We start from the raw sequence: 19,104 nt of genomic DNA on the forward strand, positions 1-19,104 counted from the left end.
CTACTGCGCGGACGCGATCGCGAACGGCGTCGACGGCGCCGGGTGTGATTGGCGGTTGGGGTGCTGCCACAAGCCCTTTCGTTCGAGCAGCGGCAGCACACCCTCACCGAACCAGTACGCCTCCTCCAGGTGGGGGTAGCCCGACAGGATGAAGTGGCTGATGCCCAGTCGCGAGTATTCGGCCAGCCGTTCGGCCACCTCGGCGTGCGACCCGACCAGCGCGGTGCCCGCGCCGCCGCGCACCAGGCCCACCCCGGCCCACAGGTTGGGGCCGACCACGAGGCGGCCGCTGTCGCCGCCGTGCAGGTCCAGCATGCGGCGCTGGCCCTCGGACTCGCTGCGCGCCAGGCTGGCCTGCACCCGCTCGACGTCGGCCGGGTCGACCGCGGCGAGCAGCCGGTCGGCCTCGGCCCACGCCTGCTCGGAGGTGTCGCGGCTGATCACGTGAATCCGCAAGCCGTACTGCAGGATTCGCCCCGCATCGGCCGCCCGCCCCCGGATCCAGTCGAGCTTCTTGGCGACGGCCGCCCGCGGCTCGCCCCAGGTGAGGTAGACGTCGGAGTATTTGGCCGCGACCGGCCCCGCTGCGGCCGACGACCCGCCGAAGAACACCGCGGGGATCGGGTCGGGCGGGTTGTTCAGCTGCGCGCCGTCGATGCGGATGTGGTCACCGGCGAAGGTGACCGGCTCCCGCGAGGTCCACAGTTGCCGCACCACGTGCAGGAACTCGGCGGTGCGGGCATAGCGCGATTCCTTGTCCAGGAAATCCCCGTAGGCGCGCTGCTCGTGCGGTTCGCCGCCGGTGACGACGTTGAGCAGCAGCCGACCGCCCGAGTGCCGCTGGAACGTCCCGGCCATCTGCGCAGCCAGGGTGGGGCTGAGCAGCCCGGGGCGGAACGCGACCAGGAACTTCAGCGTCTCGGTGCCCTCGATCAGCATCGCCGTCGTCAACCACGCGTCCTCGCACCATAATCCGGTCGGCGTGAGCACGGCCTCGAAGCCGTTGTCCTCGGCGGCCGCGCAGATCTGGTGCAGATACCGCAACGTCGCGGGCCGGTCACCGTGCATCGCGGTGCCGTGCCCGCCGGCGACCAGGTTTCGCGAATCCCCGTACGTCGGCAGGAACCAATGAAACGCCAGGCTCATTCACCCTCCCTCGTGTCCAACCCCCGATCGTGCGGGACATCGGCGGGACGCGCGAGGGTTGAAAACTGCGAGATTGGATTCCGGGCCGACGCTATTGCGGGTTGCCGGTACGGGGGTCGAGGGCCAGCGCCGGTTGGGTGGGACCGGTGAAATCCAGCATCCCGGTGAGCGCGCCGGCGCGCTCGTCGAAGGAGTGGTCGCCGATGCGGCCGGTGCTCCAGTTGTCCTCGATGAACCGCAGGATCGACGTCTGGTCGGTCAACGCGTGGTCGACGAAATTCGTTCTGGCGTAAGGGGATATCACCAGCAGCGGCAGGCGCGGGCCGTACCCGCAGCGGCCCTGATACGCGGCGGGCGCGGCGGCGGGATCACCGCATCGGCCGGGACCGCTCAGCGCGTCCTCGGGCGTGGCCGAGGAGGTCACGATCGGCGAGGGTTTGTGATCGTACCAGCCGTCGGAGTCGTCATAGGCGACGACGATCGCGGTATCGCGCCATTGCGGGAGCCGCTGCAGGCGGTTGACCGTCTCGACGAGGAACCGCTGCTCGTCGAGCGGATCGGAGTAGCCGGCGTGCCCGTTTTGGTAGGCGGGCGGTTTGAGGAAGCTCACCGCCGGCAGGTGACCGCCGTCGGCGGCGGCCCAGAAATCGGACAGGTCGTATTGATGGTTGGCCTGGTCACCGCGCCCGATCTGGTCGGTCGCGCTCGGCGGCAGGTGGTGCGGGTTGGCGGTGGACGGGTAGTACTGGAACGGCTCGTGGTGCGGGACGTAGTCGGGCTTGGTGCCGAACGGCAGCGGCCCGATTTTGCCGGTCCCGCCGAGGGTTTCGCCGATGTTGTGGGTGGCGCCGCACTCGGCGGTGCCGTCGGGCCTGCGGTTGGTGGGCCGGAAGCCGCCCTGGAACCAGCCCCAGGTGACGCCCTTCGCGGTCAGCAGGTCACCGATGTTCTTGTTGTCGGCGCTGAACTGCACCTGGTCGCGTGACGAGCAGTCGTCGCCGTAGGGTTGCGAGTCGTTGATCAGGGTGCCCTGGCCGTTGCCGGTGTCGTCGATCACCATGTGCGGCGGGAACGGCTGGCCGCCGGGCATGAATTTCTTTGTCACACCGTGCGTTTGGCCCGAGACCAGGTTGATGTGGCCGGGCGACGACGGGCCGAAGGTGGTGTTGTAGAAGTTGTCGCTCATCGAGTAGTGCTGCGCGTAGTTCCACAGCGCGGTCACCGTGTTGCCGTCGTAGTAGCCCATCACCAGGCCGGGTGCGTTGAAGGACGGCGCCGGGCACGGGTCGCCCTCGGTGTGCTCGACGAACCGATCCATCGCGCCGCCGTTGAAGGCCAGTTGTTCGGCCTGGTATTCGTGGTCCTGGTCGCAGGTCACGATCTGACCCGGTCCGCCCAACCGCATCGGCTGCACCGAATTGGGATTGTGCGTCAACAACTCTGGGGTCAGGCCGTCCACCGCGGGGGTGCCCGGCTTGGCAGTGAACGGTTGGCCGTCGACGCCCGCGGCGTGGGGATACGTGCCGAAGTAGTGGTCGAACGAGACGTTCTCTTCGAAGATCACCACCAGGTGGTGGATCGGCGTGGCGGTCGCCGGCTCCGCGCTCGGGCTCGTGGGTCGATGCCCGCACGCGGCGACGAGGACGAGTACCGCCAGCACCGCGGCGAAACGCTGCAATCCCATGCCGCCGAGGCGTACCGGCTCCAGGTCTTCAGCCGGGGCCCATCGGGTGAACGGCGCCTCAACACCAGGCGTACGGACCATTCAAAGATCTCCTCTTCGTGACCAACAGATCACGCCAGATCACGCAATGCTTCCAATACGGCGTGGCTCGGCCGGGAATGTCGGCTCGGCGCGGCATCATTGCGATCATGCCTGACCTGACACGCCGGGCGGTGCTCCGGATGGGTGCCGGCGCCAGCCTCGGCGCCGCCGGCGTGTTCGCCTTGAGCGGCCTGCTGGATCCGATCAAGCCGCAAGCGGCGCCGGCGCCGTACGAACCCCCGACCGCGGGCGCCGCGCTGCCGAGCAAGATCACCGGGTCGTTCGTGTCGGCGGCGCGCGGGGGCGTCAAGACCAACTACGTGATCGCCGTGCCGCCGGGCCAGACCGGGATGCTGCGCCCGGTGATCGCGCTGCACGGCGTGGACGGCGACGCCAACCAGATGCTGGAGATGGGGGTCCCGGAGGGGCTGGCCCGGCTGGTGAAGGAGGGCAAGCCCGCGTTCGCCGTCGTGAGCGTCGACGGGGGCAACACCTATTGGCACAAACGGGCTTCCGGCGAGGACTCGGGCGCGATGGTGCTCGAGGAGCTGCTGCCCATGCTGTCGTCGATGGGCATGGACACCTCACGGGTCGGTTTCATGGGGTGGTCGATGGGCGGCTACGGGGCGCTGCACCTGGGCGCCAAGCTGGGGCCGTCGCGGACGGCCGGGATCTGCGCGGTCAGCCCGGCGCTGTACACCTCGTTCGCCGGCAGCGCTCCGGGAGCGTTCGACAGCTACGACGACTGGGTGCAGAACAGCGTCCTTGGTGTGCCCGCGCTGAACTCGATTCCCCTGCGCGTCGACTGCGGCACCTTCGACCGCTTCTATTTCGCCACAAGACAATTCGTCGGCCAACTGAAGACCCCGCCGGCGGGCAGCTTCTCGCTGGGGGGACACGACGTTGGTTACTGGCGCACGCAACTGCCAGGTGAACTGGCCTGGATGGCGACCTAGCCCACGCAGATGACAGTCCGGCAGGAAGTGCTCCCCAGCGGCCCACGTCGAGTGGAGCGGCGGACCTCCCGGAACGGATTCCGGCCCGACATCGAGGGATTGCGCGCCGTCGCGGTCATCGCGGTCGTGCTCTACCACGCGGGCATCCCGGGCGTCGCCGGCGGCTACATCGGTGTGGACGTCTTCTTCGTCATCTCCGGCTTCCTCATCACCGGCCTGCTGTGGCGCGAGGTCACCACCACCGGCACCGTCCGGCTGGGCCGCTTCTACGGCGCGCGCGCCCGGCGCCTGCTGCCCGCGGCCGCCACCGTCGGCGTCGTCACCACCGCGGCGGCCGCCGCGGTGCTCCCGCCCCTGCAGGCGCGCAGCGTCTTCCTCGACGGCATCGCCAGCGCCCTGTACGTCGGCAATTACCGGTTCGCCCGCCAGGGCACCGACTACCTGTCCTCCGACGCCCCCTCGCCGTTCCAGCACTATTGGTCGCTGGGCGTCGAGGAGCAGTTCTATCTGGTGTGGCCGGTGCTCATCATCGGCACCGCGTGGCTGGTCCGCCGCGCGAAGGGCGGTGCCGGCAAGGGGGCGACGCCCTATGTGGTGGTGCTCGCGGTGGTGGGTGCCGCGTCGCTCGCGGCGGGCGTGGTGTGGACCCGCACGTCGCCCGCCTTCGCGTTCTTCTCGCTGCCGACCCGCGCCTGGGAGCTGGCGGCGGGCGGCCTGGTGGCCCTGTCGATCCCGGTGTGGCGCAGGCTGCCCCTGCTGCCCGCGTCCATCGCGGGGTGGGGCGGCCTGGGGCTGATCGCGCTCACCTGCACCCAGCTGGGTCCGGGCACCCCCTACCCCGGCACCGCCGCGCTGCTGCCCGTGCTGGGCACCGCGCTGGTGATCGGCGCGGGTTGCGTGACGGGCGGGTTGGGCGCCGGGCGCCTGCTGTGCAAGCCGCCGATGCGGGCGATCGGCCGGGTCTCCTACTCCTGGTACCTGTGGCACTGGCCGGTGCTGTTGCTCATGCCGCCGTTGCTGGGCGAGCCCGCCGGGCTGCCGGCCCGGCTGACCGCGACCGCCGTGTCGGCGGGCCTGGCCGTGATCACACTGCATCTGGTCGAGGACCCCGGCCGGTTCGCCGCCGCCCTGCGCCAATCGGCGAAGGCCAGCCTCGCGGTGGCCGGCGCCGCCAGCGCGGCGGCGGCCTGCGCGTGCGTGCTGTTGCTGACGTTGACGCCGGTGCCGGCGGGTCACGGGGTGGCGGCGCCGAAGGCCAACATCGTCGCGGTGCCCCCACCCGGCGTCGCCGCCGTCAGCGCGACCGAAGCGGCGCTGCGCCAGGCCTTCGCGCAGGTGCGCGATGCCGTCGCGGCGTCCGCGGCGCTGCGCGCCGTCCCGTCCAACCTCGACCCGCCGCTCGCCAAGGCGCCGGCCGACAAGGCCCCCGTCTTCGTGAACGGGTGCGTGCGATCGTGGCGCGACGTGGGCCAAAGCGACTGCGCGACAGGTGATTTGGCGTCGCCGACGAGGGTGGCCCTGGTCGGCGACTCGCACGCCGCCATGTGGGAGCCGGCCTTCCAGCGGGTGGCCGAGCAGCGGCACTGGCGGCTGGAGGCGCTGGCCAAGGTGACGTGCCCGCTGCAGGAACTTCGCATCACCAGCCCGTACCTGGGCCGCGAGTACACCGAATGCGTCCAGTGGCGCGGCCAGATCATGGACCGGCTGAAGGCCGAGCGCCCGCGGCTGATCGTGCTGGACATGAGCCGGCGCTACGGGGCGGATTTCGGTTTCACCTCATACGACCCCGCCTGGATCGACACCCTGGGGCGCACGGTCGAACAGTTGCGGAGCACCGGCGCGAGCGTCCTGGTTCTTGGGCCCGCCCCGGATCCGCACGGGCAGGTGCCGGCCTGCCTGTCGGGTCACCTGGACAACGCCGCCGCGTGCGCGCCGACCCGATCGGACGCGCTCGACGAGGACGGCATGGGCGCCGAGCGGGCGGCGACCACCGTGGCCGGCGGGCAGTACGCCGACCTGACCGACCTGTTCTGCGCCGTCGACCGCTGCCCCGTGATCGTCGGCAACACCCTGGTTTTCCGGGACGACAACCACATCACGACCGAATACGCGCAACTGCTGACACCGGTGATCGGTGCGCTCGCGGACCGCGCCCTGGCGGACGGCTGACGCGTAATGAACTTCTCGCCATGCACGAACGTCATATCAGTGAAAGGTGTTTGGAGGTTTTCAAGATGACTCCGCTGCTGCTGATCTGCATTGCGGCCATCGCGCCCGTCGCGGGCGTCGGGCTGATGCAGTTGCAAACGCGCCTGGAGCAATGGGACTACGAGCGCCACGCGGAAGATTAGCCTAAAGCCTTGCGCGCCTAAGGCTTTGGCTGCTCACCGCGACGTCATCGAGACAGCTGCATGCCGATCAGCGGCGCGATCTTGTCCGCCAGATACTGATGCCCCGCGTCGTTGGGGTGCACACCGTCCGGGCCGATCAGGTCGGGCCTGTCGACGAACCAGCGATCACCGATCGGATCGACGAACGTCGCGCCGGCGGCCCGCGCCGCGCCGTTGAGCACGTCGCGAATCTCGAGGACGGAATCCGGCACGTCGGCGGTCGGCCACGGCGGCCCGATCACCAGCAGCCTGGCGGACGGCGACAGGCGCCGCGCGAGAGCGAAGGTGTCCCGCACCTTTCCGGCCAGCAGCTCGGGGTCCTCGGGATGGAAGCCCTGGTCGTTGCGGGAGCCGAAGAACACCACGAGGGCATCCTCGGGCTTGACCGCCCTCCCGGTCAGGTCCTCGAAGATGCTGCCGTGGTCACCCGGCACGCCGTAGCCGGCCCTACCCTCGGCCGCCACGTCGGACACGATCCGCACGCCGCGCTGGGCCAGCGTGTGCCAGGCCAGCGCGGTCCACGAATTCGGCCCGAGGCCGCCCTCGTCGGTTCCGGTGGTGTAGGAGTCGCCGACGACGGCCACGTGGTTCAGTCGGGAATCCAGGGTCAGAGGTTGGTAGGCCCGAACCGGTGCCGGGCCCGCGAGAACGACGCCCGCCACCAGGGCGAGGCCGAGCATGAGCGTGGCCAGGCGACTCATGGCTACCTCCCCCCGAAAGCTGTATCGTCGTGCGCCGCATCCGAATCAACGGAATCGTACGAGGAATCGGCGCGGGCCGGGCGTCAATCCGCCGAATGGCGGCTGACCGCTGTCGCCATGGTATCGACGGGTTCCGGGCGAGACCGGATCCGCGCGCCGAGGTAAATCTCACACCGCGCGCGCCGAAATCGCTTCCCGCGCATCCTCGATCGGTCGAACCTTGGCGCTAACCGGTTCGCTAGCCTCGGTTTTCGCGGTCGCGGGCCGGACGGAGACCATCCTGCGCATCCAGCGGCGCGCGGGCTCTTCGACGAAGTGATACAGCAGGATTGACATGCCGACGGCGATCGCGAGCAGGCCGACGACGTTCCATTTCCACGGGTTGTCCTGCGGCGTGAGCTCGAACTCCTCGACCACCCATCCCCAGGCGGTGTGCACCAGCTCGTGGACCATGTACAGGCAGAACGAGATCTGTCCGCCGTACACCATGACCCGGGTGGACAGGATCCTCGGCAGGCCCCCCACGCCGATCGCCAGCGCGATCACCAGCGGAACGAACAGCACGTCGACCACCCCGCCGCTGTCGTTCTCCACCACGCCGTTGATCGGGTGCGCGCTGAACCAATACAGAACGCCCACCATGGCCGCCAGCAGAAGCAGGGACACGTACCCGGCGACGCGGCGGCCGCGACTGGTCAACCGCAACCTGCGCACGGCGGCACAGGCCAGGGCGCCCGCGACGAACTGGGTCACGATCCGCGGCAGCCAGCTCCACGGCGTGTAGAAATGGCCACTGGCCAGCAGCATCACCACCGGCGGCAACGACGCCGCGAACGCCAGCACCATCAGGCTGCGCGCCCTGGTCGCCTGCTTCATCCGCAGGATCACCAGCACCAGCACGCCGAAGAGCAGGTAGGCCAGCCACTCCGCGCTGATCGACCAGGCCGGACCATCCCAGCTGGAGTCGTCGAAGAACGGCTGGAACCACAGCTGCACGAGCAGGATCTGGCGCACATAGCTGATCGCGGTGAGCTGGGCGGCGTCGGGCGACGGCACATGCCCGACGTGCAGCGTGAAAATCACCCACAGCGCGGCCAGGTGCATCGTGACCAGGTACACCGGCCACACCCGGGCCAGCCGCAGCCACAGGAAGTGCAGGGTGGCCCGCGTCGACCACGAGCGGCCCATGCGGTCGAGGTAGTTCCAGGTCAGCACGAACCCGCTGAGGATGAAGAAGAGGTCGACGCCCTGGGCCCCGCAATTGAGCACGGGCGCGAGGGCGTCGCGCAGGCCGGGCGACGCGTCGCCCAGCATCGGGCGGAAGTGAAACAGCACCACCCACACCGCGGCGACGATGCGGAGTCCCGTCAGGGCCTTGATCTCTCCCCGGATCTCTGCGCCGCGCACGTTGTTCTTTCCGCCTGGACTCTCGCTGTTTCGTATCCGTTGCGTACCGGCTGACCGGGCGATGTCAAGCCCCCCGACCGGCAACCGGCAGCCCTCGAAGCGTAACAGCGCGAGCGCGCCGATCGCGTGATGGGCCGTGGCGTGGCACGGGTTTCGGGGCGCGGCCCACGTCGGCCCGCGCAAGCCGCCCGCGTTGCTTCGGCCCAGGCCAGAACCCCCGAAAGTGGCTTCTTAGCAAAGAGTTAGGACCGGCTTTCGGTCTCCTTAGATTTAACGGGCACGGTTAGGAGGACAGGTTCGAAGGAATGGGGCGCTCATGACGATCACCAATGTCGCGACTCGGCATGGTTACGGCACCTTCGATTGCGGCGCCGCCCAGATTCGCGCCCACTGCCGTCACCTGGCGACCGTGGTGACCGTCCGCGGCGGCATCGACCCCGCCAACGTCGACCGGGTCAGCGAATACCTTTGGCGATTCACCCTCGGGAGCAACCCCGTGGTGCTCGATCTGAGCGACGTGAGCCATTTTGCTGCGGCCGGCGTCGCACTGGTGCACCGGTTCGACGAGGACTGCCGCGCCGCCGGCGTCGAGTGGACCTTGGTCGCCAGCCCCGCGATCACCGGACTGCTGGGCGACCGGGGCGACTTTCCGATCGCGCGGTCGGTGCACGAGGCGCTGCGCAGCCTCGCCGAGGCCATCGTCAGCCGCCGCCAGCTCGTGCTGCCGCTCATCAAGAAGACGGCCTAGTTCTTCTCGAGGGCCCGCTCCCGGAACGTGTTCCGATAACCCTGTGGCGACACCCCGGCGACTCGCCTGAATTGTTCCCGAAAGCTGGACGCTGACCGAAAGCCGACCTGGCGGGCGATGAGTTCGATGCTGTCGGGCGTCCGCTCCAACAGTTCCTGCGCGTGGCGGATCCGCACGCCGGTGACCCACTGCATGGGAGTTTGACCCGTCTCGGCCTGGAATCGACGGTTGAGGGTGCGGATGCTGCTGGACGCTTTGGCCGCGACGTCGACGAGACTGAGCTCCTCGCGAGCGTGTTCCTCGATCCATGCCAGCAGCGGGCCGAGTTCGGTATTGCCAGGGCGCCGGTTGCGGACGATGAACTGCGCTTGACCGCCGCTGCGATGCAGCGGCGCCACCGCCAGCCTCGCCGCCTCGGCGGCAACCGCGGACCCGTAGTCGCGGGCGACCATGTGCAGGCACAGGTCCAGGCCCGCCGACGCGCCGGCGGACGTGAGCACCTGCCCCTCGTCGACGTAGAGCACGTCGGCATCGAGCGTGACGGCCGGAAAGGCGGCCCGAAACTGCTCCGCGGCCACCCAATGCGTGGTCGCCCGCTTGCCGTCGAGCAGCCCCGCCGCGGCGAGCGTGAAGGCCCCGCTGCAGATGGAGGCGATCCGAATCCCCTTGGCGTACGCGGCTTTCAGCGCGGCCGTGACGTCGTCCGGGACCGGCGTCGTGACGTCATTGCGGCCGGGCACGACGACGGTATCCGCCTCGGCGAGCGCGTCGATGCCCAGCTCGGTCGCGATACGCATCGGCCCCGCGGTCACCACGGGCTCGGCGCCGCACACGCGGACGTCGTATCCGGGCGAGCCGTCGGGCAGGCGGATCCGGCCGAAGACCTCGACGGGGGTGGCCAGGTCGAAGGCGACGGTGTCCGGCAGCGCCACGACCACAACGCGGTGCACGTTGGCAATATACCGGCGAAACGTGGCTGTTTGGCCACTGGCCGACGGCGCCCGCGTCGGCGAACCTCGTACGGGTGTATGCGCAGATCGTGTTGTTCGACGGGTTCGACCCGCTCGACGTCATCGCCCCGTTCGAGGTGCTTGCCGCCGGCGGCGACGCGGTGGGCGGAGACCTCGTCGTGGAGCTCGTTTCGGCCGAGGGCGCGCGGCAGGTCGTCAGCGGCACCCGACGCCTGGCGCTGACGGCGGGCGGCCCGCTGGATCCGGGCAAGCCCGGATACGTCGTGGTTCCGGGCGCGAATGGGCCGATAGCCGGCGACCCGGACGACGGGGTCGAGACGATCCCGGTGCTGCTGGCCCGGGCGACCGAGACCGCACTGACACCCCTGATGCGCGAGGCGTTCGACAATCCCGCGGTCACCGTGGCGACCGTCTGCGGCGGGTCGATCGTGTTGGCGATGAGCGGGCTGATCGAGGGCCGCTACGCCGTCACCCATCACCTTGGCATGGACCTGCTCGAAGCGGCGGGGGTGCATCCGGTGCGGGCGCGGGTCGTCGACGACGGCGACCTGATCAGCGCCGGGGGAGTCACCTCCGGCCTGGATCTGGCGCTGTATCTGCTGGAGCGCTCCTACGGGCCGCGCATCGCGCGGGCGGTCGAGGAGATGTTCGAGTACGAGCGCCGCGGCACGGTGTGGACGCCGGCCGGGCGCGAACCGATGGAGGTGTGAATGAGCGTGTTCGGTGATTGGGACGTCACCATCAAGACGCCGATCGGCTCTCTGGCGGTGTCCTACACCTTCGAGCAGGCCGTCGATGGCCCTGTCGGTACGGCGACCTACAAGGGCGACACCGTTGCGCTGCAGGACATTTCGATCAATGGGGACCGAGTGACCTGGCGGCAGTCGGTGACCAAGCCGATGCGGCTGAATCTGACTTTCGACGTCGTCGTCGACGGCGACTCGCTCGCCGGCTATTCGCGGGCCGGTCGGCTGCCGCGGTCGGCCGTGACGGGCACGCGCGGCCGACGATCCCCCTGACCCTTAGCGCCGCCGCAGCCGCGCGATGCCCAGCACCGCCAGCACACCCGCGGTCGTCACCAGCACCAGGGCCAGCAACAGCAGCTGGGGGTTGTACACCAGCGACGTGGTGAACGGCTGGCCGTCCGCGATGGGCGCGACGCGGACCGTGTGGCGCGCGTGCACCCAGCTCACCCCCGCGCCCGCCAGCGCCGCGCAGGCCAGGGCCAGCAAGAGCAGGGCCCGCAAGCTGCCGTAGCGGGCGGTCACGACGTCGGCCCGCCTTCGAAATCGTCGTCGGCGACATCGGATCCGGCGGGCTCCACCCGCTCCTGGACCAGCGGGGTCAGCGCCGCCCGAAGGTGACGGTGGCGGCGCGCCCACGCCTGGGCGGTGCGATCGTTGGTGAGCTTGAGGCCGATCCCGATCCGGCCGCGCGGCACCCCCACCAATTCGCCGAGCGCCCGCGCGGACTGCCACCTCGCCAGCTCCTTGCCGGAGGCCTGGTGATGCTCGGGCGAAGGGTAAACCTTGAGGATCTCCCGCACCAGGATGGTCTCGGTGCCCTGCCGCAGCGCGTCCTCGGTGAGCTCGACGGAGACGTGGATCCGCGCCGCCTTCACTTGCAGCCCCACGAACGCCGACACCAGCACCAAAAAGATCGCCGGGACGACCAGCGACACCTTGGCGCCGCTCCAGATTTCGATCAGGACCATCGCGCCGGCGGACGCCGGGCCCAGCGCCACCCACCACCAGCTCGCGCCGGGCTCGTAGAACAGCGGCTGTGGCTCGCCGCCGCCCGCCCTGGTCTCCGATGTCAAAGCGCGCCCCGTCTCACGAAAGCCATTCCGCCGCGTCCGCGGCCCAGTAGGTGAGCACGATGTCGGCCCCGGCGCGCCGGATGCTCGTCAGCGACTCCAGCGCGGCGGCGCGTTCGTCGATCCAGCCGTTGGCGGCCGCCGCGCAGATCATCGCGTATTCCCCCGACACCTGGTAGGCGGCCACCGGCACCGGTGAGATCGAGGCCGCCGCGGACACCACATCCAGGTAGCCCATCGCGGGCTTGACCATCAGGATGTCGGCGCCCTCGTCGAGGTCCAGCCGGATCTCGCGCAGCGCCTCGCGGAAGTTGCCCGACTCCTGCTGGTAGGTGCGCCGGTCCCCGGACAGGCTGGAGCTCACCGCCTCGCGGAAGGGGCCGTAGAAGGCCGAGGCGAACTTCGCCGCGTAGGCCAGGATCACCACGTCGGCGTAGCCGGCGGCGTCCAGGCCGTCGCGGATCGCGGCCACCTGGCCGTCCATCATCCCGCTCGGCCCGACCACGTGGGCGCCCGATTCCGCTTGTGCCACAGCCAGTTTGACGTAGCGAGCCAGGGTGGCGTCGTTGTCCACCCGGCCGCGCGCGTCCAGCACCCCGCAGTGGCCGTGATCGGTGAACTCGTCCAGGCAGGTGTCGGCCATCAGCACGGTGGCGTCGCCGAGGTCCTTGGCCAGGTCGCGCAGCGCGACGTTGAGGATGCCGTCGGGGTCGGTGCCGGCCGAGCCGGTCGGGTCCTTGTCCTGCTCGCGGGGCACGCCGAACAGCATCAGCCCGCCCACCCCCGCGGCGACGGCGGCTTCCGCGGCCGCACGCAGCGAATCCCGGTCGTGCTGAACCACGTTCGGCATCGACGCGATGGGCCGCGGTTCGTCGATCCCGTCGGCGACGAACATAGGCAGCACCAAATGCCTTGGCTCCAGCGACGTTTGCGCCACCAGGCGGCGCAACGCGGGGGTCGAGCGGAGCCGGCGCGGGCGCTGCCGCGGGTAGGCGCTCATCCTCGCGGCGCGGTTACGCAGCCGCGAGGGTCCGCAAAATGCCGGCCCCGACGGCGTGTCGGCGTACAAACACGGACTCTCGCGCGTCCGGCGGCGATCGCCACTAGCGCCTGCGGCTCTTCTTGCGCGGCGGTGGCAGCGCGCCCTCGGCGCGCAACCGCGCGGCGTGTTCGGCCAGGGCGTCGACCAGGGGGCCGACGGCGGCGGTGTCGGGTTGGACGTCGACCCGCAGGCCGAACTCGGCGGCGGTCTCGGCCGTCTTGGGCCCGATGCAGGCGATGATCGTCCGGGCGTGCGGCTTGCCGGCGATGCCGACCAGGTTGCGCACCGTCGAGCTGGACGTGAAGCACACCGCGTCGAACCCGCCGGTCTTGATCATTTCGCGGGTGGCCGCCGGCGGCGGCGCGGCGCGCACCGTCCGGTAGGCCGTCACGTCCTCGATCTCCCAGCCGCGCTCGCGCAGGCCCTCGGCCAGCGTCTCGGTGGCGATGTCGGCCCGCGGCAGCAGGACACGGTTCACCGGGTCGAAAATGCTGTCATAGGGCGGGAAGTCGTCGAGCAAACCGAGCGAGGACTGCTCGCCGGCCGGCACCAGCTCGGGGCTGATCCCGAAGGCGCGCACCCGGTCGGCCGTCGACTCGCCGACGCAGGCGATCTTCACGCCGGAGAACGCGCGGGCGTCCAGGCCGAACTCACCGAACTTCTCCCACACCGCGCGCACCGCGTTGGTGGAGGTGAACACCACCCACTGGAAGCGGCCGTCGACCAGGCCCTTGACCGCCCGTTCCATCTGGGCGGGGCTGCGCGGTGGCTCGACGGCGATGGTCGGCACCTCGACCGGCAGCGCGCCGTAGGAGGTCAGCCGCTCGCTCATCTCGCCGGCCTGGTCCTTGGTGCGGGGCACCAGCACGGTCCAGCCGTACAGCGCGCGGCTTTCCCACCAGTTCAGCTTCGCCCGGCTGGCCACGGTCTTGCCGATGGTCACCACGAGCGGGCCGGTCAGCGGGCCCGCCGGGTCGCTGCCGCCCAGGACGGCCGGATCGGTCAGGCCGCTCAGCGTGGTCTCGACCGAACGCTGCTGGCAGGTGGTGCCCTGCGCGGTCACCACGCAGGGGGTGGCCTCGGCCAGCTCGTGCTCGATCAGCGCGCGGGCCGCGTCGGCCAGGTGCGACGCGGTGGCCTGCAGGATCAGCGGGCCGGGCGCCGCGGCCAGCGCATCCCAGTCCACGTCACCGCGCACGTCGGCGACGGTGTGCGACGAGCCCAGCGGCAGGCCGGCGTAGGTCGGGACGGCGCTGGTGGCGGCCAGGCCGGGCACGATCTCGATGTGCAGGTGGCTGCGCGCGACGGCGTTCACCTCGGTGATGACGGCGTCGAGCGTCAGCGGGTCGCCGGCCACCAGCCGCACCACGTCGACGCCGGCACGGGCCTCGGCGACCAGCGTCTTGGCCACCTCCGCCGGTTCGCCCAACGCCGGCCGCACATCGGGCCCGGCGGAGATCACCGCGGGCGCCGCCTGGCTCTGATCGTCCGGGGATCCTTGGCTGTCGCCTTCGGCGGTCGGGACGGCCGGGCCGGCCGGCGCCGGCCCGGAGACCGGCGGCAGGTCCTTGCCGATCAGCGCGAGCACGGGTTCGGGCACGTCCGGGTCGGTGAACACCAGGGCGGCGTTGGCCAGCACCGCGGCGGCCCGCGTCGTCAACAGTCCCGGGTCGCCGGGGCCGGAGCCCACGAACGTGATGTGGCCCGGTCTCGGCTTACGCCCTCGCGTCGTCATTGTCGCTCCCAAGTGACTCTCTTCAGTTTCCTTGCGCGGGGTCTTGCCGCGCCCCCCCAATCAGCTCCCGCGCGCCCAGCTCGAACAGCTCCGCGGCGACCGAAAGCCCCAGCTCTCGTGCCCGGCCGGGAGTGCCGACTCCGGACGCTCGGATCACATCCGACCCGTCCAGCGCCGCCACACAGCCACGCAACGACAGCTCTTCGAAGACCCGGCCGTCCTCATCGATGGACTCGACCACCTCGGCGATCGCGCCCACCGGTGCGGAGCAACCCGCCTCCAGTTCGGCCAGCAGGGCTCGCTCCGCGGTGACCGCCGCGCGCGTGTCGGCGTCGTCCAGCTCCGCCAGCACCGCCGCCAACTCGTCACCGGCGCGGCACTCGACGGCGAGCGCGCCCTGAGCCGGTGCTGGCAACATCTGCACCGGCTCTAGCGTCTCGGTGACATCGTCGAGGCGGCCCAGCCGGGCGAGACCGGCCCGGGCCACCACGATCGCGTCAAGATCACCACTGCTTACCCTGTTCAACCTGGTATCTAGGTTGCCTCGTAGGGGGCGGATTTCCAAACCGAGACCCAATGCTCTAAGCTGTGCGGCCCGCCGCGGCGAAGAGGTGCCCACCAGCGAACCCGCCGGCAACTCCCCCAGCACCAACCCGTCCCGGGCGACGAGCGCGTCGCGGGGGTCGTTGCGCGGCGGGATCGCCGCGATGGTGAACCTCGGGTCGTCGGCGGTGGGCAAATCCTTGTGCGAATGCACCGCGGCGTCGACGCGGCCGTCGTCGATGGCCTCCCGCAGCGCGGTGGTGAACGCCCCCACGCCGAGGCTCTGGATGGGCGCCGACGACCGGTCGCCCGCGGTCGCGATGGTGACCAGTTCCGCGGGGTGGCCGTTGGCGATCAAGGCGTCCCTGACGACGCCGGCCTGGGTGGTAGCCAACAGGCTACCCCGCGTGCCTATCCGGATCACGTGCGCCAATCGGCTACTCGGCGGACTGTGTCGGCATGCCGCCGTCGAAACCGCTTGATACAGCGGGCAATTCGCCCGCGGCAACAGCGTCCACGGCGGTCTGGTCGAGTTCGAAGAGTTCGCGCAGGGCCTCGGCGTAGCTGTCGCCGCCGGGGGCGCTGGCGAGCTGCTTGATCCGCACGGTCGGGGCGTGCAGCAGCTTGTCCACCACCCGCCGCACGGTGCGGGCCACCTCCTCGCGATGGGCGCTCTCCAGGCCGGGCAGCCGGTTGTCGAGGCGCAGCAGTTCGGCTTCGACGACGTCGGCGGCGCGCTGACGCAGCGCCGTAACCGTCGGGGTGACCTCGGCCATCCGCTGTCCGGCCAGGTAGGTGGCGACTTCGGCCGCCACGATGTGGCGCGCGGCGTCGACGTCGGAGGCCGCGGCATGCGCCGACGGCTCGTGCTGCACGCGTTCCACGTCGACGACCCAGACGCCGGGCAGTCCGGCCACCGCCGGATCGACGTCGCGCGGCATGCCCAGGTCACAGATCACCAGGGGATGGGTGGTCTCGTCCCGGCGGGCGGTGGCCAGCGCGTGGTGCACGTCGGCCAGCGACACCACGGGGCTGACCGCGCCCGTGCAGCTGACCACCACGTCGGCGTTCGCCAGCGCGTCGGCCAGCCGGTCGAGGGTCAGCGCCTCGGCGCGCACCCCGGACTCGCGGATCTTGCGGGCCAGCCGCTGCCCGCGGGAGGCCGACCGGTTGAGCACCAGAACATGGTCGATGCCGGCCCGGGTGAGGTGGGCGGACGACAGCGCGCCCATCGCCCCGGCGCCGATGACCGCGGCGGTCTTGCCCGCCAGCCCGCCCAGCCTGCGTTCGGCCATCGCGAGCGCGACCGACACCACCGAGGCGCCGGCGGCGTCGATGGCGGTTTCGGAATGCACCCGCTTGCCCACCGACAGCGCCCGCTGGGCCAGCTCGTGCAGCACCCGGCCGACGGTGCGGTTGGCCTCGGCGGCGGCGTAGGCGCGACGCACCTGGCCCAGCACCTGCTGCTCGCCGATCACCGCCGAATCCAGGCCGCTCGCGACGGCAAAGAGGTGTTCGACGGCTGCCTCGCTGTAGCGCACGTAGGCGTACTTGGTCAGATCACCCATCGACATGCCGGAGTGTTCCGACAGCACCTGCCCGACCACCGCCAACCCGCCGTGGAACGCGTCGACGACGGCGTACACCTCGACGCGGTTGCACGTCGAGAGCACCATCGCCTCGGTCACCAGCGGCGACTGCAACACCCGATCGACGATCTTGACCTGATCGGCCTCGTCGATGCTGAGTTGTTCCAGGACGGAGACCGGCGCACTGCGGTGCGAAACCCCGAAGAGCAAGACGCTCACGGCAGCATCACCTGGCCAGCTCCCTTGCTTCCTCCAGTAACTGAACTGGTGTCCACGGTAAACGTTAATCAGCTGGGCTACCAAATGAATGGTCGCCGGGCTACCCAGCCAGATCGGCCCGCAGCCGGGGCTCGTCGACCTCCCAATAGCTGTGCTCGCGCCCGTCCAGCAGGATCACCGGCAGGCGGTCGCCGAACTCCGCGCGCAACGCCGGGTTGCCCGCCGCCGCGGCGGCGTCGACGTCGGTCGCCGCCAGCTCGAAGCCGAGCTCGCCCGCCAGTTCCTGCAGCCGCGCGTGCACCCGCTCACAGATGGTGCAGCCGTCGCGGGTCAGCAGCTCCACACGTCGCCCGCTCATGGTGACCAGTGTGCCTAGTGAATTGTGGGGCCGCGACGCAGCGGTTACGTTGCCGCTGTGGCCGCTGACGAGACGCTGAGCGCCGACCCGCAGGCGATGCGGGGGTTCGCCGAAGCGTTGGCGAGCCGCGCCGAGGATCTCAAAAGCCAGCTGGCCGACCTCGACAATCAGGTGGGCGAGATGCTGGGCGGCTGGCGCGGAGCGTCGGGCAGCGCGTACGCCTCGGCGTGGGAGCTGTGGCACCGCGGCGCGGGCGAGGTGGAGGTGGGCTTGTCGATGCTGGCGCGGTTGGTGGCCCAGGCCGGCGGGCTCTACCAGGCCAACGAGGCCGCCTCCGCGCACGAGATGCGCGAGGTGGGCCGTGGCTGAGGCGTTTCGGGTCGACCCGCAGGGGTTGGCCGACGCGGTGCAACGAATGACGGAGTTTCAGCGCTATGCCGAACACACGCTCGGCGAAATCGATGCTCTGGTAAGCAATTTGCATTCGACTTGGACGGGACGCGGCGCCGAGGCGCACGCCGAGGCGCATCGGCACTGGGCTCGCGGCGAGGAGATGATGCGCGAGGCGCTGGCCCAGCTGCGCGCCGCGGGCGCGACCGCGCACCGCAACTACACCGGCGCCATGTCAACGAATTTGGGCATGTGGCCCTGACCTGACCGCGCCCCCATCCAGCTCAGGCGCAGAAAACCGTCCCTAACATCCGCCGGATAGGGTTGATAGCGGTCGCCCCGCGGACAGCGGGCGGCACGGCGATCTAGGAGGTTTGGCGATGACTTCCTCTGAGTCGGGCGGCGCCGAGCACACCGGGCGCCCCGACCTGGATTCGCTGGTCGACAACGCGAGCGCCGAACGCGCGCTCGAGGACCTGCAGGCCGCGAGCGAAGCCGACGAGGGCCGCCCGCAGCCGCCGATCGACCTGACCGCGGCCGCGTTCTTCGACGTGGACAACACCCTGGTCCAGGGCTCGTCGGCCGTACATTTCGGCCGCGGGTTGGCCGCCCGCAACTACTTCACCTACCGCGATGTGCTCGGATTCATCTACGCGCAGGCCAAGTTTCAGTGGCTGGGCAAGGAGAACAGCAACGACGTCGCCGCCGGCCGGCGCAAGGCGCTCACCTTCATCGAGGGCCGCTCCGTCGAGCAGCTGGTCGCTCTCGGCGAGGAGATCTACGACGAGATCATCGCCGACAAGATCTGGCCGGGCACCCGCGAGCTCACCCAGATGCACCTCGACGCCGGCCAGCAGGTGTGGCTGATCACCGCCACGCCGTACGAGCTCGCGGCGACCATCGCCCGCCGGCTCGGCCTGACCGGCGCGCTGGGGACCGTCGCCGAATCGGTCGACGGCGTCTTCACCGGCCGGCTGGTCGGCGAAATCCTGCACGGTCCCGGCAAGGCCCACGCCGTGCGTTCGCTGGCGATCCGCGAGGGCCTCAACCTCAAGCGCTGCACCGCGTATTCGGACAGCTACAACGACGTGCCGATGTTGTCGCTGGTGGGCACTGCGGTGGCGATCAATCCCGATGCGCGGCTGCGGGCCCTGGCCCGTGAACGGGGCTGGGAGATCCGCGACTTCCGGACCGCTCGCAAGGCGGCCCGGATCGGGGTGCCGTCGGCGCTGGCCCTGGGCGCGGCCGGCGGCGCGCTGGCGGCAGTGGCATCCCGGCGCCAATCGCGCTGATAGGCTGCGCCGCTAGATGTAATCGAGCGGAGAGCA

The 19,104-nt window shown here is 70.5% G+C and carries 20 protein-coding genes; 8 read left to right on the top strand and 12 right to left on the bottom strand.

The annotated features are described in order from the left end of the window. Together AC5Y4S_RS13935 and AC5Y4S_RS13940 are read right to left on the bottom strand one after the other, a co-directional pair. Nucleotides 1–1,146, bottom strand: coding sequence for an LLM class flavin-dependent oxidoreductase (locus AC5Y4S_RS13935; protein ID WP_068181626.1), 1,146 nt, complete (start codon nt 1,144–1,146; stop codon nt 1–3). A 91-nt stretch (nt 1,147–1,237) separates the two neighbouring features. Continuing rightward, the gene (locus tag AC5Y4S_RS13940; RefSeq protein ID WP_500033348.1) at nt 1,238–2,911 is read right to left on the bottom strand and encodes a phospholipase C; all 1,674 of its coding nucleotides are present in this window, start codon (nt 2,909–2,911) and stop codon (nt 1,238–1,240) included. A 107-nt stretch (nt 2,912–3,018) separates the two neighbouring features. Between AC5Y4S_RS13940 and AC5Y4S_RS13945 the strand changes: the two genes are divergently transcribed. Both AC5Y4S_RS13945 and AC5Y4S_RS13950 read left to right on the top strand, forming a co-directional pair. After that, nucleotides 3,019–3,867 (top strand): alpha/beta hydrolase, encoded by an 849-nt coding sequence (locus AC5Y4S_RS13945; RefSeq protein ID WP_500033349.1) that lies wholly within the window; start codon nt 3,019–3,021, stop codon nt 3,865–3,867. Nucleotides 3,868–3,918: 51 nt separating this feature from the next. Further along, a complete protein-coding gene (locus tag AC5Y4S_RS13950; protein WP_500034009.1) occupies nt 3,919–6,036 on the top strand; it encodes an acyltransferase family protein in 2,118 nt (705 codons plus the stop codon). 226 nt (nt 6,037–6,262) lie between these two features. Here the strand turns inward: AC5Y4S_RS13950 and AC5Y4S_RS13955 are convergent, their stop codons facing one another. Together AC5Y4S_RS13955 and AC5Y4S_RS13960 are read right to left on the bottom strand one after the other, a co-directional pair. Continuing rightward, on the bottom strand, nt 6,263–6,958 hold the full coding sequence (locus tag AC5Y4S_RS13955) for an Rv0518 family GDSL lipase (RefSeq protein ID WP_500033350.1): 696 nt from the start codon (nt 6,956–6,958) through the stop codon (nt 6,263–6,265). A 168-nt stretch (nt 6,959–7,126) separates the two neighbouring features. Continuing rightward, nucleotides 7,127–8,365, bottom strand: coding sequence for an acyltransferase family protein (locus AC5Y4S_RS13960; RefSeq protein ID WP_500033351.1), 1,239 nt, complete (start codon nt 8,363–8,365; stop codon nt 7,127–7,129). Nucleotides 8,366–8,681: 316 nt separating this feature from the next. On the opposite strand from AC5Y4S_RS13960, the gene AC5Y4S_RS13965 reads away from it, so the two are divergent. Next, nucleotides 8,682–9,113 carry an STAS domain-containing protein gene (locus AC5Y4S_RS13965; protein WP_500033352.1) on the top strand — a complete coding sequence of 144 codons (432 nt, stop codon included), beginning with the start codon at nt 8,682–8,684 and terminating at the stop codon, nt 9,111–9,113. Here AC5Y4S_RS13965 and AC5Y4S_RS13970 read toward each other — a convergent pair. Then, nucleotides 9,110–10,063: a GlxA family transcriptional regulator gene (locus tag AC5Y4S_RS13970; RefSeq protein ID WP_500033353.1), complete on the bottom strand. Its 954-nt coding sequence runs from the start codon at nt 10,061–10,063 to the stop codon at nt 9,110–9,112. The genes AC5Y4S_RS13965 and AC5Y4S_RS13970 overlap by 4 nt on opposite strands. 74 nt (nt 10,064–10,137) lie before the next feature. On the opposite strand from AC5Y4S_RS13970, the gene AC5Y4S_RS13975 reads away from it, so the two are divergent. Together AC5Y4S_RS13975 and AC5Y4S_RS13980 are read left to right on the top strand one after the other, a co-directional pair. Then, complete coding sequence (locus AC5Y4S_RS13975; protein WP_500033354.1) at nt 10,138–10,794, top strand: DJ-1/PfpI family protein; 657 nt, start codon at nt 10,138–10,140, stop codon at nt 10,792–10,794. Continuing rightward, entirely contained in the window at nt 10,795–11,103 is a 309-nt protein-coding gene (locus tag AC5Y4S_RS13980; RefSeq protein ID WP_500033355.1) for a hypothetical protein, read from the top strand. Nucleotides 11,104–11,106: 3 nt separating this feature from the next. Here AC5Y4S_RS13980 and AC5Y4S_RS13985 read toward each other — a convergent pair whose 3' ends face one another. From AC5Y4S_RS13985 to AC5Y4S_RS14015, 7 genes are all read right to left on the bottom strand, one after another. After that, nucleotides 11,107–11,352 (bottom strand): hypothetical protein, encoded by a 246-nt coding sequence (locus tag AC5Y4S_RS13985; RefSeq protein WP_500033356.1) that lies wholly within the window; start codon nt 11,350–11,352, stop codon nt 11,107–11,109. After that, nucleotides 11,349–11,903, bottom strand: a complete 555-nt coding sequence (gene mce1N, locus AC5Y4S_RS13990) for a transport-regulating membrane protein Mce1N (RefSeq protein ID WP_500033357.1) — start codon at nt 11,901–11,903, stop codon at nt 11,349–11,351. The genes AC5Y4S_RS13985 and mce1N overlap by 4 nt, the downstream gene beginning before the upstream one ends. A gap of 13 nt (nt 11,904–11,916) precedes the next feature. Then, entirely contained in the window at nt 11,917–12,900 is a 984-nt protein-coding gene (gene hemB / locus AC5Y4S_RS13995; protein ID WP_500033358.1) for a porphobilinogen synthase, read from the bottom strand. 103 nt (nt 12,901–13,003) lie between these two features. Then, a complete protein-coding gene (locus AC5Y4S_RS14000; protein ID WP_500033359.1) occupies nt 13,004–14,677 on the bottom strand; it encodes a bifunctional uroporphyrinogen-III C-methyltransferase/uroporphyrinogen-III synthase in 1,674 nt (557 codons plus the stop codon). Between the two features lie 22 nt (nt 14,678–14,699). After that, a complete protein-coding gene (gene hemC / locus AC5Y4S_RS14005; RefSeq protein ID WP_068126600.1) occupies nt 14,700–15,644 on the bottom strand; it encodes a hydroxymethylbilane synthase in 945 nt (314 codons plus the stop codon). 13 nt (nt 15,645–15,657) lie between these two features. Next, a complete protein-coding gene (locus AC5Y4S_RS14010; protein ID WP_500033360.1) occupies nt 15,658–17,028 on the bottom strand; it encodes a glutamyl-tRNA reductase in 1,371 nt (456 codons plus the stop codon). A 100-nt stretch (nt 17,029–17,128) separates the two neighbouring features. Further along, the gene (locus AC5Y4S_RS14015; RefSeq protein WP_500033361.1) at nt 17,129–17,386 is read right to left on the bottom strand and encodes a glutaredoxin family protein; all 258 of its coding nucleotides are present in this window, start codon (nt 17,384–17,386) and stop codon (nt 17,129–17,131) included. A gap of 57 nt (nt 17,387–17,443) precedes the next feature. Between AC5Y4S_RS14015 and AC5Y4S_RS14020 the strand changes: the two genes are divergently transcribed. The 3 genes from AC5Y4S_RS14020 (at nt 17,444) to AC5Y4S_RS14030 (ending at nt 19,068) form a co-directional block, all read left to right on the top strand. Then, on the top strand, nt 17,444–17,755 hold the full coding sequence (locus AC5Y4S_RS14020; RefSeq protein WP_500033362.1) for a WXG100 family type VII secretion target: 312 nt from the start codon (nt 17,444–17,446) through the stop codon (nt 17,753–17,755). Beyond that, entirely contained in the window at nt 17,748–18,038 is a 291-nt protein-coding gene (locus tag AC5Y4S_RS14025; RefSeq protein ID WP_500033363.1) for a WXG100 family type VII secretion target, read from the top strand. The genes AC5Y4S_RS14020 and AC5Y4S_RS14025 overlap by 8 nt, the downstream gene beginning before the upstream one ends. 118 nt (nt 18,039–18,156) lie before the next feature. Then, nucleotides 18,157–19,068 carry an HAD family hydrolase gene (locus AC5Y4S_RS14030; RefSeq protein ID WP_500033364.1) on the top strand — a complete coding sequence of 304 codons (912 nt, stop codon included), beginning with the start codon at nt 18,157–18,159 and terminating at the stop codon, nt 19,066–19,068. Nucleotides 19,069–19,104 lie beyond the last annotated feature (36 nt).

Source organism: Mycobacterium sp. NGS64 (genome assembly GCF_059812245.1).

Bases quoted from the DNA above. Each gene is read 5' to 3' on its own strand.
- AC5Y4S_RS13940 (WP_500033348.1), bottom strand. From the start codon at position 2,911: ATGGTCCGTACGCCTGGTGTTGAGGCGCCGTTCACCCGATGGGCCCCG.
- AC5Y4S_RS14015 (WP_500033361.1), bottom strand. From the start codon at position 17,386: ATGAGCGGGCGACGTGTGGAGCTGCTGACCCGCGACGGCTGCACCATC.
- AC5Y4S_RS13965 (WP_500033352.1), top strand. From the start codon at position 8,682: ATGACGATCACCAATGTCGCGACTCGGCATGGTTACGGCACCTTCGAT.
- AC5Y4S_RS13945 (WP_500033349.1), top strand. From the start codon at position 3,019: ATGCCTGACCTGACACGCCGGGCGGTGCTCCGGATGGGTGCCGGCGCC.
- AC5Y4S_RS14030 (WP_500033364.1), top strand. From the start codon at position 18,157: ATGACTTCCTCTGAGTCGGGCGGCGCCGAGCACACCGGGCGCCCCGAC.
- AC5Y4S_RS13955 (WP_500033350.1), bottom strand. From the start codon at position 6,958: ATGAGTCGCCTGGCCACGCTCATGCTCGGCCTCGCCCTGGTGGCGGGC.
- AC5Y4S_RS13935 (WP_068181626.1), bottom strand. From the start codon at position 1,146: ATGAGCCTGGCGTTTCATTGGTTCCTGCCGACGTACGGGGATTCGCGA.
- AC5Y4S_RS13980 (WP_500033355.1), top strand. From the start codon at position 10,795: ATGAGCGTGTTCGGTGATTGGGACGTCACCATCAAGACGCCGATCGGC.
- hemB (WP_500033358.1), bottom strand. From the start codon at position 12,900: ATGAGCGCCTACCCGCGGCAGCGCCCGCGCCGGCTCCGCTCGACCCCC.
- AC5Y4S_RS14000 (WP_500033359.1), bottom strand. From the start codon at position 14,677: ATGACGACGCGAGGGCGTAAGCCGAGACCGGGCCACATCACGTTCGTG.